The organism is Enterococcus sp. DIV0574, from assembly GCF_051711125.1.
In the GTDB taxonomy this organism is placed as follows: Bacteria; Bacillota; Bacilli; order Lactobacillales; family Enterococcaceae; genus Enterococcus_D; species Enterococcus_D gallinarum.
In genome coordinates this window covers 1,144,370-1,161,649 of the sequence record NZ_JBIOMA010000001.1, presented here as the reverse complement: position 1 = coordinate 1,161,649, position 17,280 = coordinate 1,144,370, and the positions used below count along the sequence as shown (strand labels likewise).

Annotated in this window: 15 protein-coding genes; 9 read left to right on the top strand and 6 right to left on the bottom strand. The window is 41.3% G+C overall.

From position 1 onward, the window contains the following. Window positions 1–281: 281 nt before the first annotated feature. The 4 genes from rpoD to tuf form a co-directional block, all read right to left on the bottom strand. Window positions 282–1,388, bottom strand: a complete 1,107-nt coding sequence (gene rpoD / locus IGJ45_RS05735) for an RNA polymerase sigma factor RpoD (RefSeq protein ID WP_003126797.1) — start codon at window positions 1,386–1,388, stop codon at window positions 282–284. Window positions 1,389–1,411: 23 nt separating this feature from the next. After that, complete coding sequence (gene dnaG / locus IGJ45_RS05730) at window positions 1,412–3,241, bottom strand: DNA primase (RefSeq protein WP_219645296.1); 1,830 nt, start codon at window positions 3,239–3,241, stop codon at window positions 1,412–1,414. Window positions 3,242–3,399: 158 nt separating this feature from the next. Next, a complete protein-coding gene (locus IGJ45_RS05725; RefSeq protein WP_103299860.1) occupies window positions 3,400–4,029 on the bottom strand; it encodes a lysozyme family protein in 630 nt (209 codons plus the stop codon). 178 nt (window positions 4,030–4,207) lie between these two features. Further along, window positions 4,208–5,395, bottom strand: coding sequence for an elongation factor Tu (gene tuf / locus IGJ45_RS05720; RefSeq protein ID WP_003126794.1), 1,188 nt, complete (start codon window positions 5,393–5,395; stop codon window positions 4,208–4,210). A gap of 274 nt (window positions 5,396–5,669) precedes the next feature. Between tuf and IGJ45_RS05715 the strand changes: the two genes are divergently transcribed. Beyond that, entirely contained in the window at window positions 5,670–6,029 is a 360-nt protein-coding gene (locus IGJ45_RS05715) for a YxeA family protein (RefSeq protein ID WP_003126793.1), read from the top strand. A 44-nt stretch (window positions 6,030–6,073) separates the two neighbouring features. On the opposite strand, the gene IGJ45_RS05710 is transcribed toward IGJ45_RS05715, so the two are convergent. Then, on the bottom strand, window positions 6,074–7,078 hold the full coding sequence (locus tag IGJ45_RS05710) for a nucleoid-associated protein (RefSeq protein WP_219645297.1): 1,005 nt from the start codon (window positions 7,076–7,078) through the stop codon (window positions 6,074–6,076). 153 nt (window positions 7,079–7,231) lie between these two features. Here IGJ45_RS05710 and IGJ45_RS05705 point away from each other — a divergent pair, with 153 nt between their 5' ends. From IGJ45_RS05705 to IGJ45_RS05690, 4 genes are all read left to right on the top strand, one after another. Then, entirely contained in the window at window positions 7,232–8,077 is an 846-nt protein-coding gene (locus IGJ45_RS05705; protein WP_373368160.1) for an aldo/keto reductase, read from the top strand. A 14-nt stretch (window positions 8,078–8,091) separates the two neighbouring features. Further along, window positions 8,092–8,361: a hypothetical protein gene (locus tag IGJ45_RS05700; RefSeq protein ID WP_005472161.1), complete on the top strand. Its 270-nt coding sequence runs from the start codon at window positions 8,092–8,094 to the stop codon at window positions 8,359–8,361. Window positions 8,362–8,574: 213 nt separating this feature from the next. Next, entirely contained in the window at window positions 8,575–9,216 is a 642-nt protein-coding gene (locus IGJ45_RS05695) for a hypothetical protein (RefSeq protein WP_003126789.1), read from the top strand. A 193-nt stretch (window positions 9,217–9,409) separates the two neighbouring features. After that, entirely contained in the window at window positions 9,410–9,832 is a 423-nt protein-coding gene (locus IGJ45_RS05690; protein WP_372339116.1) for a GNAT family N-acetyltransferase, read from the top strand. Between the two features lie 91 nt (window positions 9,833–9,923). Here IGJ45_RS05690 and IGJ45_RS05685 read toward each other — a convergent pair whose 3' ends face one another. Then, a complete protein-coding gene (locus IGJ45_RS05685) occupies window positions 9,924–12,371 on the bottom strand; it encodes a hydroxymethylglutaryl-CoA reductase, degradative (protein WP_219645298.1) in 2,448 nt (815 codons plus the stop codon). 191 nt (window positions 12,372–12,562) lie between these two features. Between IGJ45_RS05685 and IGJ45_RS05680 the strand changes: the two genes are divergently transcribed. The 4 genes from IGJ45_RS05680 (at window position 12,563) to IGJ45_RS05665 (ending at window position 16,970) form a co-directional block, all read left to right on the top strand. Beyond that, window positions 12,563–13,717, top strand: a complete 1,155-nt coding sequence (locus IGJ45_RS05680) for a hydroxymethylglutaryl-CoA synthase (RefSeq protein ID WP_176333432.1) — start codon at window positions 12,563–12,565, stop codon at window positions 13,715–13,717. A 450-nt stretch (window positions 13,718–14,167) separates the two neighbouring features. Continuing rightward, a complete protein-coding gene (locus IGJ45_RS05675) occupies window positions 14,168–15,142 on the top strand; it encodes an ABC transporter substrate-binding protein (protein WP_021151267.1) in 975 nt (324 codons plus the stop codon). A gap of 101 nt (window positions 15,143–15,243) precedes the next feature. After that, window positions 15,244–16,164, top strand: coding sequence for an ABC transporter permease (locus tag IGJ45_RS05670; RefSeq protein ID WP_005472153.1), 921 nt, complete (start codon window positions 15,244–15,246; stop codon window positions 16,162–16,164). Next, on the top strand, window positions 16,161–16,970 hold the full coding sequence (locus IGJ45_RS05665; RefSeq protein WP_081131797.1) for an ABC transporter ATP-binding protein: 810 nt from the start codon (window positions 16,161–16,163) through the stop codon (window positions 16,968–16,970). Before IGJ45_RS05670 ends, IGJ45_RS05665 begins: the two co-directional genes overlap by 4 nt. Window positions 16,971–17,280 lie beyond the last annotated feature (310 nt).

The window sequence follows — 17,280 nt, the reverse complement described above, 5'->3', positions numbered from 1 at the left end:
TATCTGTTCATCGTTGAAAGGTTTCATTTTACTACAGAATATCACACTTATAGACTTGCCCTTTATTCACTGGCTTTGGTGAAAAAACTCTCTGTACCAAAATGATTCACCTTCGTGTAAATGATTCACAAAATTAAATTTATCATATTCAAAGCAATTAGCCAACACTTGCTTCGTTACGTTTTTATTAAGTTCATTACTTTTCCTACGAAAGTTGGCTAAACCACAAGAAAAAGACTTCTCCAAGGATACTTCTTGGAAAAGTCTTTGTGGTCTCAGTTTTATTCTAGAAAATCTTTTAATTGTTTTGAGCGGGAAGGATGGCGTAATTTACGTAACGCTTTTGCTTCGATCTGACGAATCCGTTCTCTCGTTACACCAAAAACTTTTCCGACTTCTTCTAAAGTACGTGTCCGACCATCATCGATACCAAAACGCAATCGCAAAACATTTTCTTCACGATCGGTCAACGTATCTAGTACGTCTTCCAGTTGTTCTTTCAACAATTCGTAGGCTGCATGTTCGGCGGGACTTGTCGCATCTTGATCTTCGATAAAATCGCCTAGATGGGAATCATCCTCTTCACCGATCGGTGTTTCCAATGAAACTGGCTCTTGTGCGATTTTCAAGATTTCACGTACTTTTTCAGTTGGCAGATCCATTTCTGCTCCGATTTCTTCCGGTGTCGGTTCGCGACCTAGATCTTGCAGTAATTGCCGTTGGATTCGAATCAATTTATTGATTGTTTCCACCATATGGACTGGAATCCGAATCGTCCGTGCTTGGTCGGCAATAGCACGAGTGATTGCTTGACGAATCCACCAAGTGGCATAAGTCGAGAACTTGAATCCTTTGCGGTAATCGAATTTTTCAACAGCTTTCATCAAGCCCATGTTTCCTTCTTGGATCAAGTCCAAAAACTGCATCCCCCGACCAACGTAACGTTTCGCAATACTTACAACGAGACGTAAGTTGGCTTCAGCTAACCGTTGTTTCGCTTCTTGGTCGCCTTCTTCGATTTTTAAAGCAAGGGCTACTTCTTCTTCGGCAGTCAATAAGGGTACGCGTCCGATTTCTTTCAGATACATCCGTACCGGATCATTGATCTTGACACCCGTAGGAGCGGAAAGATCTTCTTGTGGTTGCGTTGCTTGCTGCTTTTCATTGCTCTTCAAACTATGAACGGAAGGCTCCCCATTCTCATCTACTACACTGATCCCTGAGTCTTCCAGTTTTTGGATCAGCTTGTCCATTGCGTCTGCATCTAAAGAATAAGGGGTCGCTAAATGATTGGTTAGTTCGTCATAAACGACTTGTCCTTTTGGTTTGTTTTCTTTGATAAATTCGGCAACAGCTTTGTCATATGTTTTCTTTGTTTCTTCTGCCATGAAAGAAAGCCCCTTTCAGTTCGCTATTTAGCTTGTTTCAACCGTTTGGTCAAATCAATGATCGCAATTGCTAATTCCAACTCTAATTGCTGGTTTCCTTTTTGTCGTGCTTCTTGCTGCTGGATTCGTTTTTGATTGATTTCTTCAGCAATGCCCGACTTACGAAATACCTGCAGAAGGTCTTGGAATTCTTGTTCCGTCCCCTCTTCAGAAGCCTTGATATCAGCGATCTCGATCACTTGTTGTTTCATTTGTTCATCTTTCAAAAAATCCAAGAATTTTGCTAGGATAAATTGCTCTTCGGTTTCCATATACGCATCGTATAAAAAATAGATTTGTTGGTATTTATCATGAATAAACGCAACACCGGTACTTTTAAAACGAGGATTCAGCGTATTGTCATGGAACAGACGATATAACAGTAATTCCTCCGCCTTTTCTACCTGAGTTTTCCGTTGCTGTCGTGGTGGCGGTGGTGCTACACTCACTGCTTCACGAACTGGCGGTGAAGGCGTTGGGGTCGGCTGCGTCTGTTTTAACTGACGCAATTGCGTCTGTAGTGTTTCTCGACTAATATGAAATTCAGTTGAAAGTTGTGTCAAGTATCGGTCCTGTTCTAGCAAAGAATCTACATGCTGTAATTCTTGCAAGACCTCTTGGACATAATCGATCTGTTCTTTTTCATTGGCCAAATTGCGATTGGCACGATGAAAGTCCATTTTGAATGCAAACACCGTTTCTCTGCCATGCATGGCCAGTTTGAAAAAGGCCTCTGTACCATACTTTCGCACATAATCATCCGGGTCCAGACGTTCAGGGACTCGAACGACGGAGAGATTCACGCGGCTATGTTCTTGTAAAAGATCAATCCCGCGATTCGTTGCATTGATTCCTGCCTGGTCACCATCATAGCAAAGGATGACTTCTGTAGCGACACGTTCAATATTGGCAATCTGCTGGTTCGTCAAACTAGTTCCCATTGAAGCGATCCCGTTCTCAATTCCTGATTGCCACGCTGCGATTACATCCATAAAGCCTTCAAATAGAAAGACTTGGCCTTCTTTTCGGATTGATCGCCGGGCTTTATCAAAGTTGAAAAGTACTTCACGCTTATTGAAAAGCATTGTTTCCGGACTGTTCAAATACTTGGGCTGGTCTTTGCTATCATCCTGTTCCGTTTGAAACCAGCGTCCAGAAAAACCGATGGTCTTTCCTTGAGGGTTCCGAATCGGAAACATGATTCTTTGATAAAAACGGTCAGCAAGTTGCCCATCGTTCCTTTGTACAAAGAGACCTGTATCCGCAAAAAATGCCGCATTTGCTTTTTCATTCAAAAAAACTTTTTCCAAAAAGGCACGCTCGTTAGGCGCAAAACCAATCTGAAATTCGTCAATCAGTGCCATCGTCAATCCGCGTTCCAGCAAATAATCCAATGCGTCTTGCCCGGCAGCCGTATTGACTAACATGTGATGATAGACTTCAGCAGCTTTTTCATGCAACGCGATCAATTGATTTTGCTGAGAAGAGGTTGCATCAATTGCTTCGGTTTGCTTGTATTGCTCATCTAAAGGGATATCACTGATTTCTGCAACTTTCAAAACAGATTCTGGAAAACTTAATCCTTCTAACTCTTGCAAAAAACCAAAGACATTGCCTCCGCGGCCACAGCCAAAACAATGGTAGATCTGCTTGTCTTCTGCCACAGAAAAAGAAGGTGACTTTTCGTTGTGGAAGGGACATAATCCAAAATAGTTTTTCCCAGATTTCTTCAACTGGACGTACTGACCAACGATATCAACGATATTGCTTCGTTCTCGAATATCATCAATGACCGTTTGAGGTATTCGTGCCATCCACTCACCTCCATTCGGTAAGTATTCCCGTATTCATTAGGTAAAAAATCGCACCAATCAGAATCAGTGCGACGAATAATTAGACAGAATCACTCATATTGATTCTATCATATTTTATTGTTTTTTCAAGTCTTTTACCTGCTTGATTTCAGAGACTTTCAAGAAAACAAAATACTACCCATTTTTATCTTCCATTGATTGAATTTTACCACATCTGCATAAAATAAATTGCCACCATTGTGATACAAATAACCGCCATTATAAGTGATCGACTGCCACCCCCAGTAACGATAGGTTTGCTCATTATCATTTCCTAACAAAGGAGAAAGCACTTCTTTTGAATAGGACTCTGCCAGTTCTAGCGTATTTTCGCCACCATTCTTGGCTACATAATCAATATAGTCTGTCCCAAAATTATAGGCTTGAACGGCGGTCCACAGATCACAGTCCATGTCAGCAGATTTTTTGATCAGTTTAGCCAGATAAGCCACTCCCTGCTCGATACTGTCTTGGGCATTTTCAAATTGATTTTGTTTTCCGTAAGCACTCTCTGAGCTTTGCATCGGGTCGTTTCCTTCCCCTTTTGATTCAGTCAACATAATACTCATCGCTAATTCCTGATAGTCGCTGATGCCATATTTTTCTGTTTGCTCAGCGATTGTTTCTTCATAAGAATACACTTTCTTTAGAGCTGTATAATTTTTATAGCCTAAAAACAGCCCGCCGATAAGCAACAGGACTCCAGCTATTTTTGCTATAAAAATAAAAAATCGTCGCAGTTTTCTCATGGAAAAACATCCTATCTTTTTAGTGTCAGCTTCTATCCTACTATGAAACTTATTTGCTGACTAGGTTTGTTTTCCATCATCTAAAATCCTTAATAAAATCACAAAGAAATTTAGAAAAAGAAACAGTGACTGTCCTAAAAGGCTCTAGTCACTGCTTCATTTTTGTTGAAACACTGATTTATTTTTCGATTTCAGTAACGATACCGGAACCAACTGTGCGGCCACCTTCACGAATAGAGAACGTCGTTCCATTTTCAACGGCGATTGGATGAATCAATTCCACATCGATGGTCACGTTGTCACCTGGCATCACCATTTCTGTTCCTTCAGGCAATGTAATGTTCCCTGTCACATCCGTTGTACGGAAATAAAATTGTGGACGATAGTTGTTGAAGAATGGTGTATGACGACCACCTTCTTCTTTCGTCAATACATAAACTTCTGCTTGGAATTTTGTATGTGGTGTGATCGAACCTGGTTTAGCCAACACTTGTCCGCGTTCGATTTCGTCACGAGTGATCCCTCTTAGCAAGACACCTACATTGTCGCCGGCTTCCCCAAAGTCCATCGTCTTGCGGAACATTTCGACGCCTGTCACTACAGCTTTTTGGGTTTCAGGTTTGATACCGACGATTTCTACTTCATCGCCTACCCGAACTGTTCCCCGATCGATCCGTCCGGAAGCAACTGTTCCTCGTCCAGTAATCGAAAAGACATCTTCAACTGGTAAGAGTAATGGTTTGTCTGTATCCCGCTCTGGTGTTGGGATATAGCTATCTACTGTATCCATTAATTCCATGATGGCAGCTTCTGCATCAGGGTCTCCTTCCAACGCTTTTAATGCCGAACCTTTGATAACAGGAATGTCATCACCTGGAAAATTATATTCAGATAGTAGTTCTCTTACTTCCATTTCCACTAAATCGATCAATTCTTCGTCATCGACTAAATCGATTTTGTTCAAGAAAACAATCAGATGTTTCACACCAACTTGTCTCGAAAGCAAGATATGTTCCCGAGTTTGAGGCATTGGACCATCTGTTGCGGATACAACTAAAATCGCACCATCCATTTGGGCAGCACCGGTAATCATATTTTTAACATAATCCGCGTGTCCTGGAGCATCAATGTGAGCATAATGACGTTTTTCTGTTTCATATTCAACGTGAGCGGTATTGATCGTGATACCACGTTCCCGTTCTTCAGGAGCCGCATCAATACTTGCGTAATCTTGCGGATTAGCGAGTCCTTTTTTACCAAGAACTGTCGTAATGGCAGCAGTCAGTGTCGTTTTCCCATGATCCACGTGTCCAATTGTACCAATGTTTACATGTGGTTTACTACGATCATAATGTTGTTTTGCCATAATAATTTCCCTCCTAAATGAGATGTAGCGCCGTTGGATCGGCTCTACTATCAATTATAGACTTTTCCTTACAAAAGTAAAAAATTCTTTCTTACTTATTTTTTGTAAGTTTAAATCTATCTCTATTATAGGTCAAATTTAGTCAAAGTCAAGAATATTGTCTCCTTCATTGTTTGCCGTTTTTATTCAAAATTTCTAAGATTTGCTTTGATTTTGATAAAATAGTTGGACGGGTCTGCTTTTTTATAGAATAATAGATATGAGGTGAACAGGAATGAAAAAAATCATTGCGAGTTTGATCGTCTTTGGCGTTTTCTTAGGCGGCTGTTTCTTTGCCTACCGTTATTACTATGGCGGCACTGCTTACTACACCGAAATCACTACCAGCGGTACCCACTCAACATCAATTGCCAGTGATGGTGTGGCTCAAGATATTTATAAATATGAACAAGCGGCTTATAATGAATCAGGTGAAGAGAAGATCGTTAAAATGAATGAACACCGCTCCAAGCCCCTACGAGAAGGAGCTTATCTGAAACTGTTAGTCAATCCCCGCAAAGGTGTCCTCAGTTGGGAAGAAGTCTCACAAGAAGATGTACCCAAACCCGCTTTGGATCAACTCAACAATAAATAAAAATAGCTGCCAGAGACTCCTTGAGAAGAGCCTGGCAGCTATTTTTATATGCGATTGATGACTTCTTCCACATTTTTGATGGTTACAGAAATCGTGCCATCGGGATTGTTGATGAATTCGATCAAATTCGGATCTCGATAGACATCCAATGGAACGATCAACTCGATACCATTGGAAAGTTTTAGCTTTTGTTTGCCATATTTTTTTTCTGAAATTTCTCTGACCTCTCGCAGCATAGGGGCTTGATCGATATACCCTTTTTCTGCTACTTCTTCTTGAAAGGCCATCTGAGCCGTAATATTATCTTTGAATACTTTTTGGGCAATCGAATCTACATGCAGCTGACCATTTTCTTCTATTGTATCGTAAACAGCCTCTTTGACATCGGCGATGACATCATAAGAAGGGGTCTCAAACTTTTGACCAATTTTTTCAGCTACCTTTTTGATGACTTTGACATTTTCTTCTAGAGAAGGCAGCGGTTCAGAATCAATCACTTTCGTGGAGAAATAGAAATATTTTTCTCCGGAGAAGGTATATTTTTTCTCTACTAATTCGTAAGTCAGCTGCTCGACATCGATCGTTATTCCTTCATCTGCTTTTTGGGTTTTGCCAGCTAAAAGTGCTCGATGCAAAATCAGATTATTGGCGATACCTGTTTCAGTACTGTCGATAAAGTGCGTGTAGCCATCTGTATAGTTAACCTTCAAAAATGCTAATTGCAGTTTGGTATCTAATTCATACAAAACAATGAAAGCATCCGCACTTGGTGCATCTTCACTTTGATGGTAAACTTCATACCAGCGTCGCAGGATTGCTTCACTGCTTTCTACAAATGCTTCCGGCGCTTGTTTGACGAATCTAGCCATCTCAGAGTCCTCCAGCAAGCGGCCGGTCTTTGTCTGAGGTGTCGCTAATTTTTGAATTTTTTTCGTTAAATAATCTCGGATGTATTCCGTTGTCAGATCCAATTCCACTTGCGAGTATACGGGATCACCCGTTTGTCGATCCACAATGTGCATGATCGCACGCTTTAAATAGATATCCATATTCTCTCTCCTTATCCATTTCTCAAGTGTACAAAAAAACTGGTTCAAAACACAAGTTTTTTTACATCTTTTTTGTGCATTATTTTGATCAGAAGTATCTTCCATTGGAAAAAAATCCCTTCTCTGCTAAACTAAAAACAAAGAAATGGAGGAATGAAAATGAACAGTTATACTTTATCGAACAATGTATCGATTCCTGAACTTGGCTTTGGCACTTGGCAAACACCAAATGGTGACGTTGCTGTTTCTGCTGTCAAAAAAGCATTGGAAGTTGGTTACCGTCATATCGATACCGCGCAAGGTTACAAAAATGAAGACAGTGTTGGACAAGCAATTAAAGAAAGTGACATTCCTAGAGAAGAAATCTTTTTGACAACAAAATTATGGAATGAAAATCACTCTTACGACTTGGTCCTTTCTTCCTTTGAAGAATCGTTGAAGAAATTACAAACCGACTATATCGATCTTTTCTTGATTCATTGGCCAAATCCAGTGAAATTCCGTGACAATTGGCAGTCAGCAAATGCAGAGACATGGCGCGCGATGGAAGAGCTTTATCAAGCTGGTAAGATCAAAGCCATCGGCGTCAGCAATTTCTTGCCTCATCATTTCGAAGAACTGAAAAAAACAGCCACTATTTTCCCAATGGTCAACCAGATTTTCTTAGCGCCTGGTGAATTACAAAAAGAAGTAGTGTCTTATTGCCAAGAGCACAATGTCTTATTGGAAGCTTACAGTCCTTTAGGCACAGGAAAGATCTTTGACGTTCCTGAAATGCAGGAACTCTCTGACAAGTACGGCAAAACGATTGCTCAAATCGCGATTCGCTGGTCTTTACAACATGGTTTCTTGCCGCTGCCTAAATCTGTTACACCAAGTCGTATCGAGGAAAACTTAGCAGTCTTTGATTTTGAGCTTTCTGATGAAGATATGCAGCGAATCGACCAACTAGATGGAGTCGTTGGGAAAGCAACTAATCCGGATACAACAGGATTCTAATGAGGGAAAACCCGATGGATTCTACACGTTTGGATCAACTGCCCACTGCCGTCAAGCGAGCCTTGCATCCTGATTTTGTATTTCTGATTTTTCCCGACTACGTTCAACATTTTCCCGCACGTCAATGGGATCAGTCAGACTATCAGCAAATGCTTGCTGAAAAAGCGAAGATGCCGCTAAGCTTTTTTCTATGGGAAAATTGCTTGGTCGCCTACGGTAAAAATGATTCGTTTATTTTGATGCCTAAATATCAGCAAATCGACGCTTTGAGCACTATGCGATGAACCTGGTATATCTTTAGAAGTAAGTTGTTGCCCTCAGAAACAGTCAAAGTCATCCCCTACTCATTGGGTATGATCTTGGCTGTTTCTTTTATTTCATTTAAGGAAAAGCCATTTTTTCTGATAATCAAAAGAAATTCCTCATTTTTTCATGAAAACCCCTGTTCATTTTCGTCATTATTCCTTATAATCGAGATTGATTGAGAGGAGAAGAATATGAAAAAGAAACAATTAGCCAAGTTAAAACAACAATTTCGGCCATCTTATGAAATGGCACGTCAACAATTATTTTCAGCGATCCAACACAAGACAGCTGCAAATTTTGGACTAGAGACCACCGTTTATATCAACCCTAAAAACCGTGAGGAAATGTTGATTGAACTGCAAACGGCAACGACCAAAGAACAAAAAATCGCAGTTCCTTTAGACGAGAATTTCAAAATCGTTGTGAAACGAATCCAAAAACAAGAAAAAGGTCTATTAGATCGTTTTAGTGATAATCTAGTGGAAGAAATCGCCGCTTATTGGTTACCAGCAACATCAGCTGTCAATCAACCAGAAGCCTCTGCTACCGAACCAGTCTCAGAATCTCAGACGGAAGCAGCGGAAACAACGGATGGTTTTGCCGCTTTTGAAGAAAAAATGACTGCATTTCCTAAATTCTCTGTTGAAAGAAATGCCGAGAATGTGCAGATTTTTGAAGATACAGCGAAAGAAAAACGCCTATTGGCAACTATATCAGCGACTGAAGTTGGCGAATTCACTGTTGAACCTGCCTTAGCTCGTAAGTACAAACTGAAGCTGGATGTGATTCCATTGATCGAAGAGTATGCGAATACCCCACTAACTGAACGTTAAGCTAAAGAGACGATGATAGAAAAAAAACGAACAGCTCAACTGTTGGGGTTTGGCTGTTTCATTTGTTGGAATCCTTCTATCATCGTCTCTTTCTTTTAAAGACGTCTTTGCCCATTACCAAAAAGCCATCTGCTAAAGGGTATTGATCAAATTCCCTAGGACTAAACAACTCTACTCTGTATCAAGGAGGACCATGATGAACGATTCTAAATATCTCCTAAAACATACAGTTCCTGAAGTAGCTGAATACCTAACTCTACGAAAAGCCTGCGGTCTTTCTCTTCGTGGAACAGCTGCGAGTAAGATTGGTTTAAGCAATAGTCTTTTTGCAGTGACTGTTCGAAGAACCAGCGATCAAACCTTAGTCGGCATGGGCCGATTGATTGGTGACGGAGGTACTGCCTATCAAATCCTAGACATCGCTGTCCTTCCTGAAGATCAAGGCAATGGATTGGCAAAATCAATCATGAGCGCCATAATGAACCATATACATAATGAAGTAGATCCCCAAGCTTACGTGAACCTGATTGCTGATTGTCCAGCTGAAAATCTTTATCAGCAGTTTGGTTTTGTGGAGACAGCCCCCAAAAGTATTGGGATGTACTTAAAAAGATGAGCTTTAGCAGCTTCTAGAAACACTCATCAATTTGTCTATGACAAAAAAACTTGTTTCAACAGTAGCATTTGCTACCGTTGAAACAAGTTTTTTATTGTTCCCGAATTTCTCCTAAAAACCGTAACGCTTGTTGTTGATTCATTGGAGGATTTTGCCGTAGTTTTTCAGCTACTTGCTCGATTTCCGCTTTCTCCGCTCCAACAGCGATCGCTAGTGAACGAGCTTGCATACTCATATGTCCCTTCTGAATCCCTTCTGAGACAAGCGCCCGCAAAGCTGCCAAATTTTGGACAAGTCCCACACTTGCAGCTAGCGCAGCTAACTCTTGAGAAGAGTGAACATCACTGATTTCCAATGCTGCTTGTGCTTTTGGTAGGACCTTTGTGGCACCACCAACAGTAGCGATAGCTAACGGCAACGTGATTTCCCCTACTAATCGATCTGATTCGATGGTCCAATTAGTCAGTCCTTGATAGCTGCCAGTACGTGCTGCATAGCCGTGGCAGGCAGCAGAAACTGCCCGGGTATCATTTCCAGTGGCCAGCATCACTGCCTCCACCCCATTCATGATGCCTTTATTATGAGTGACGGCTCGATAAGGATCCGTTTTGGCAAACAAAGAAGCTTGAACAATTTTTTGTGCAACCGTGGCGCCACCTCTTTTGCTCAAAGCGGAAAACGGTACTTCACAAACAGCCGTGACTAATGACTCAGTAGCAAGATTGCTTAAAATACTAAATAAGATTTCTTCATTAGGAAACCATTCTCTGAAAAGTGCGGCAACGCCTTCTAAGATCGCATTGATGATATTGGCTCCCATCGCATCCTTGACATCCACGAAAAGATCCACCGATAAAAACGTCGACTGATCAGCAGATTCCTGCTGAGAATCTACTGGAAAGTGCCGCAGAGCGATGCGCCGCAATCCTCCTTCTCGTTTGACGATCGAAGGATAGCTTTGTTCTGCCCGTTCAAAAATCACAGCTTGGTTTTCCGCAATCCGTTGCTCGATCTCATTTGGATTCTTTGCAGAAAAAACAATCTGTCCCCGCAACAATCGTTCTTTGCTTTGCGTATGGATCTCACCAGCCATTTTGGCTCCATTACTCATTGCTGCAATCACAGAAGGTTCTTCTGTAGCCATTGGCACGACATATGCTTTGCCGTCCACCTTCAGATTCATGCCTACACCCATTGGCAGCTCGATCTCACTGATTTGGTTCTCAATCAAATGGTTCGCCGTGTCTTCCGCTAACATCATTTGTGACAGTTGTTGTTTTGTTTCACTAGAAATTTTTTGTTGATTCTCAAGCTCTTGTAACCGCTCAGCGGGGGACAACTCATAAAATTTCTTATCCGTCGGCTTTGCTTTTTCAATTGTTGGCCGCTCCAACAGCATAGCCAGCCCTAGCCCGCCACCAACACATAAAGAAGCAATCCCATAACGGGCTTGGATCTCTTGCATTTGGTAGACCAAAGAAGTTGCTAAGCGGGCTCCTGTAGCACCAATCGCATGTCCAAGAGAAATTCCGCCACCATAGCGATTGACTTTTGCTGGATCCAATCCCAATTCAGACTCCACCACGATCGAAGATGCAGCAAATGCTTCGTTGATCTCAAACACACCGATGTCTTCTAATGAAACTTTTTGATTTTGAAGAAGTGTTTGAATTGCCTTGATAGGCGAGATCCCCATGATTTCAGGATCGATCCCTACTTCAACGATCTCTTTGATCGTCGCTAAATACGGAATATCATTTGTTTCACAGTAGGTTTTTGATGCTAACAACACCAATGCTGCACCATCATTGATCGTAGAAGCATTTCCTGCAGTTACGGTACCGTCAGTTTTAAAAACTGGTTTTAAAGAAGCCAGTTTTTCCATTGTGGTCTGACTGCGGATCCCTTCATCTGCGGTGATCGTTTCTGTTTCGCCAGCCAGCGGAACGATCTCTTTCGCAAATTTATTCTCTGCTTGCGCTTTAGCAGCTTTCATTTGTGACTGATAGGCAAACTGGTCCTGAGCCTCTCGTGAGATGTCATAGCGTTGCGCCACATTTTCAGCTGTCAAGCCCATTGGCTTACTACTAAAAGCATCTGTTAAGCCATCTAATGTCATACTTGAGACTGGGACACTGTAAGTATCTTCTGCTTTATTGTAATGACTGAGGGACGGAGCATTCGTCATGCTTTCGATCCCCCCGGCTAAAACAACTTGCGCTTTGCCCAACTGGATTTGCTCCATTCCCATTAAAATGGCTTTCAATCCAGACCCACAAACTTCATTGATCGTTGATGCCGGGATGTCCACTGAGAGACCACTTTGTAGGGCCACTTGTCGGGCAGGGTTTTGGCCATTGCCTGCTTGTAGGACATTGCCGATGATCACTTGCGCGATTTCTTCCTTGATCTTTTGATTTCGTTCAAACATATCTTTCGCTACAGCAGTACCTAAGGCAACTGCTGAAAATTTCTTTAATGACCCATGGTATTTACCGATGGGAGTTCTTCGTGCATCGATAATAACAACTTCTTCCACCATGCCACCTCCAACAGAAATATATCATTATTTCCACAAAAAAAGAATACCCCACGAGTTTGCATTCTGTTCCAATCAGCCATTCTTAAATAAAGTTTAAATTCTAATAGAATTTTTTTCATTTTTAAACAAAAATATGATACCGTATAAACGATAGTTATAACATAAGTTAAACCCAAAGGAGCGTCATAATGAACGTTGGTATTGATAAAATAAATTTTTTTGTTCCGCCTTACTATATAGACATGGTTGATCTCGCTCACGCTCGTGAGGTAGATCCTAATAAATTTACCATTGGTATCGGTCAAGACCAAATGGCAGTCAGCAAAAAAACACACGATATCGTTACATTTGCGGCTAGTGCAGCAAAAGAAATCTTAGAACCTGAAGATTTGCAGGCAATCGACATGGTGATTGTCGGTACAGAATCTGGAATCGATGAGTCGAAAGCTTCTGCTGTAGTCTTACACAGATTGCTTGGCGTCCAACCTTTCGCCCGCTCTTTCGAAATCAAAGAGGCTTGTTACGGAGCAACCGCAGGGATTCAATTTGCGAAAACCCATATTCAAGCCAATCCAGAAAGCAAGGTTCTAGTCATTGCGTCCGATATTGCTCGTTATGGTTTACGTTCCGGTGGTGAACCAACACAAGGAGCAGGTGCTGTTGCCATGTTGCTTACAGCTAACCCACGAATTCTAACTTTTGAAAATGACAATTTGATGTTGACTCAAGATATTTATGATTTTTGGCGTCCTCTCGGCCACGCTTATCCAATGGTCGATGGGCATCTATCTAACCAAGTTTACATCGATTCTTTCAAAAAAGTGTGGCAAGCTCATTGTGAACGCAATCAAGCCAGCATCAGCGATTATGCTGCAATCAGTTTCCATATTCCTTATACAAAAATGGGGAAAAAAGCATTGTTAGCAGTCTTTGCCGATGAAGTAGAAACGGAGCAGGAACGAGTGATGGCTCGCTATGAAGAATCCATCGTCTATAGTCGCAGAATCGGCAATCTCTATACCGGCTCTCTGTATTTGGGACTGATTTCGTTATTAGAAAATTCGTCTCATTTAAGCGCAGGAGATCGCATTGGTCTTTTTAGTTATGGTTCTGGGGCTGTTTCTGAATTTTTCAGTGGTCGTTTGGTAGCTGGTTATGAAAATCAATTAAACAAAGAAGCCCACACTCAGCTATTGGATCAGCGACAAAAATTAAGTATTGAGGAATATGAAGCCATCTTTACTGATTCATTGGAAATCGATGAAGATGCCGCTTTTTCTGATGATCTTCCTTATAGTATTCGAGAAATTAAAAATACGATCCGTTATTATAAAGAAAGCTAAACCTATTTAATAAAAGCAGCTTAGTTAATCTGGCTGCTTTTTTATTTTATTTTACTATTTGCATACATCTCTTTATCTGTTATAAAAAAAATTTTCAGAATATTGCGTTTTTCAATTGACAGATGGCAGAACTTTCGTCTATACTGAAAACAATTCAAGTTTGGAGGAAGAATCATGAAATTATTGCTATCCCCACAACTGAATATTGCTTACTTTAGCTATTTTAGATAGTTTGTATTCATAACATTGTGGATACAAACCTCACAACACTTTGTTTGTATCTATAATGGCTAGAGCAGTTTAACGTGAACAGCAGCCATGTAGAGAATCTTCTAAATGGCCGCACTGAATTTCTGAATTTTGGTAAGTTCAAATCCATTTAGACGATTGTCTGAATGGATTTTTTTGTTCCGTTGGGTTTAAATCAAGACTTTTTAGGAGGAATATTTGATGAAAATGAAAAAATGGATCACAACTGGCCTATTGGCAACTACCTTAGGACTTGGACTTGCGGCATGCGGGAATACCAACAATGCCACTGAAGATGGCAAAAAAACGGTTGGTATCTTGCAGCTGGTGGAACATGGTTCGTTAGATGCTGCCTATGAAGGATTCAAAGAAGGTTTGGCGGAAGGCGGCTATAAAGAAGGCGAAAACCTTACTTTAGAATACCAAAATGCCCAAAACAGCCAAGACAATCTGAAGAGTATGAGCGAAAAACTTGTAAAAAATTCTCCTGATCTTCTCTTAGGGATCGCGACACCAGCTGCTGTCTCATTGGCGAATGAAACAACAGATATTCCGATCGTTGTAACTGCAGTCACTGATTTAGTTGAAGCAAAATTAGCGGAGTCCAATGAAGCTCCTGGACGCAATATCACTGGTACATCTGACATGGTCCCTATCGATAAACAGATTCAATTGTTATTGAGTATTGTCCCTGACGCTAAAACAATCGGTATTATGTATAATGCTGGAGAAGCAAATTCAAAAATCCAAGCAGATTTGGCAGAAAAAGCATTGAAAGATGCAGGTGTAGACGTCAAAGTCTTGACAGCAAACACGACAAATGATGTCCAACAAGTAACTACTAGTTTAGCTAAAGATGTGGATGGTATCTATGTGCCAACAGATAATACCTTTGCTTCTGCTGCGGCAGTCGTTGGTGAAGTAGCCAAAGAAACCAAAACACCGATCGTTGCTGGTTCTGTCGAGCAAGTGGAAGATGGCGCTTTAGCTACATTCGGGATCGATTACAAGTCACTAGGCAAACAAACGGGTGAATTGGCTGCAAAAATTCTTGATGGAGATGAAAAGCCCGCTACAACACCTGTAGAAACAGCGAATAAACTAGAGCTAGTTGTGAACCAGGAAATGGCAACTGCATTAGGAATTGATCCAGAAAGCATCGTGGCTCCTGAGTAATTTTGCTACTATCTACTATCTACTATAATTTTGCTGCTATATGATGAAATGATGAAAACTAACTTGAAACTAAAAACCTAAAAATGATTTGAGGAAACCTTATGAATTTAATCAATACATTTTTCATACTTATTCAATCAGCTGCCTCTCAAGGTATGTTGTGGGCATTATTAGCGATCGGGGTTTATTTGACCTTCCGAATCTTAGATATTGCCGATTTGACAGCTGAGGGAAGCTTTCCATTAGGAGCCGGCATTGCTGCTGTCAGCATCACCAATGGCCTTTCCCCTTTTACGGCAAGTCTGTTGGGCTTTTGCGGCGGTTTAGCTGCCGGATTTGTCTCAGGGATCTTGCATACCAAATTTAAAATTCCCGCATTATTAGCGGGAATCATTACCATGACTGGATTGTATTCTATTACAAATCGGATCATGGGGGCACCCAATATTGCCTTGTTAGGGGAAGATACTGTTTTTACTTGGTTTCAAACACTAGGCTTAACGAAAAATACCGCAGTCATTTGTACAGGCCTCCTGTTTGCTGCTGTCGTGATTTTGTTGCTGTTTCTCTTCTTCCGCACAGAGATTGGACTAGCAGTGCGAGCAACGGGAGACAATCTCGCGATGAGTGAAGCCAACGGAATTAATACGGACAATATGAAACTAATTGGCTATATGATTTCCAATGGCTGTATTGCTCTTTCTGGTTCCCTCTTAGCTCAAAACAATGGTTTTGCTGATCTTAACTCAGGTGTAGGAACGATCGTGATCGGATTAGCATCGATCATTATCGCGGAAGTCCTTTTCAGCAATAAATCTTTGTGGGTTCGTTTGATCACGATTGTGATTGGTGCGATCTTGTATCGTCTAATCCTGGCCATCGTCTTTGAATTCAACGTGGAAGCTTCAGATTCAAAACTTGCCTCTGCCATCGTTTTAGTTATCTGTCTTTCATTGCCGCAAATTCGAACGAAACTTGGATTGCAAAAATTTCTTCCGAAAACCAAAGGAGGTCAATCATGACGACACCTGTTTTAACGATCAGTGATTTACACCAAACATTTGAAAAAGGAACCATCAACGAAAATCATGTCCTTCGCGGGATCGATCTCACCATGAACAGCGGTGATTTCATTACGATTATCGGTGGAAACGGTGCAGGAAAATCAACATTACTCAATAGTATTGCTGGAACGATCCCAACAGAACAAGGTAAGATCATCTTAGGTGACAAAGAAATCACACGTCATTCAGTCACACGACGCTCCAAAGAAATCAGTCGTGTCTTCCAAGACCCGCGGATGGGGACAGCCGTTCGTTTGACAGTCGAAGAAAACTTAGCCCTTGCTTATAAAAGAGGCCAGGTTCGCGGGTTTTCCTCCGGTGTCAAAGGAAAGCATCGGGCCTTCTTCAAAGAAAAGTTAGCTCGCTTGAATCTTGGTCTTGAAAATCGACTGACGACTGAGATTGGGCTGCTTTCCGGAGGACAGCGGCAAGCGATCACACTATTGATGGCGACCTTGCAACAGCCTAAACTGATCCTGCTAGACGAACATACTGCAGCTTTAGATCCGAAAACCTCCATGACTGTGATGGCACTGACTGATCAGTTGATTCAAGAACAGCAGTTGACGGCCTTTATGGTCACTCATGATATGGAAGATGCCATCCGTTACGGCAATCGCTTGATCATGCTCCATCAAGGCAAAATCGTTGTCGATATCGTAGGTGAGGAAAAACAATCCTTAACGGTACCGGATTTGATGGCACTCTTCCATCAAAATAGTGGGACTGAGCTAAAAGATGATCAGCTATTGTTGCACACTTAACTGTATCTTCTTTGGCTATAGCTGCCTCAATTGGGCACATCACACTACGCCAAAGAACTAACGTATGAATACAGAGGAACTAAGTTGAAAATAGTTCAGCTCGGTTCCTTTTTTGTACGCTTTCCTGCATGCGTGAGCTCTTCCTTCAACGCACTTCTGTACCAAGAGTTGTTGTCCATTTGATCACTAACAATAGCTTCCCTTGCTTTCTTCAAGCCCTTTGTCATAAAATCGTTAGATTTTCATCATAAAAATACGAGAAAGACAACAGGAAGACCGCAAATTTTCTTTTCTTTTCCTAGGTACACTG

Coding starts and splice junctions, on each gene's coding strand:
- rpoD (WP_003126797.1), bottom strand. CDS start 1,388: ATGGCAGAAGAAACAAAGAAAACATATGACAAAGCTGTTGCCGAATTT.
- dnaG (WP_219645296.1), bottom strand. CDS start 3,241: ATGGCACGAATACCTCAAACGGTCATTGATGATATTCGAGAACGAAGC.
- IGJ45_RS05725 (WP_103299860.1), bottom strand. CDS start 4,029: ATGAGAAAACTGCGACGATTTTTTATTTTTATAGCAAAAATAGCTGGA.
- tuf (WP_003126794.1), bottom strand. CDS start 5,395: ATGGCAAAACAACATTATGATCGTAGTAAACCACATGTAAACATTGGT.
- IGJ45_RS05715 (WP_003126793.1), top strand. CDS start 5,670: ATGAAAAAAATCATTGCGAGTTTGATCGTCTTTGGCGTTTTCTTAGGC.
- IGJ45_RS05710 (WP_219645297.1), bottom strand. CDS start 7,078: ATGGATATCTATTTAAAGCGTGCGATCATGCACATTGTGGATCGACAA.
- IGJ45_RS05705 (WP_373368160.1), top strand. CDS start 7,232: ATGAAAATGAACAGTTATACTTTATCGAACAATGTATCGATTCCTGAA.
- IGJ45_RS05700 (WP_005472161.1), top strand. CDS start 8,092: ATGGATTCTACACGTTTGGATCAACTGCCCACTGCCGTCAAGCGAGCC.
- IGJ45_RS05695 (WP_003126789.1), top strand. CDS start 8,575: ATGAAAAAGAAACAATTAGCCAAGTTAAAACAACAATTTCGGCCATCT.
- IGJ45_RS05690 (WP_372339116.1), top strand. CDS start 9,410: ATGATGAACGATTCTAAATATCTCCTAAAACATACAGTTCCTGAAGTA.
- IGJ45_RS05680 (WP_176333432.1), top strand. CDS start 12,563: ATGAACGTTGGTATTGATAAAATAAATTTTTTTGTTCCGCCTTACTAT.
- IGJ45_RS05675 (WP_021151267.1), top strand. CDS start 14,168: ATGAAAATGAAAAAATGGATCACAACTGGCCTATTGGCAACTACCTTA.
- IGJ45_RS05670 (WP_005472153.1), top strand. CDS start 15,244: ATGAATTTAATCAATACATTTTTCATACTTATTCAATCAGCTGCCTCT.
- IGJ45_RS05665 (WP_081131797.1), top strand. CDS start 16,161: ATGACGACACCTGTTTTAACGATCAGTGATTTACACCAAACATTTGAA.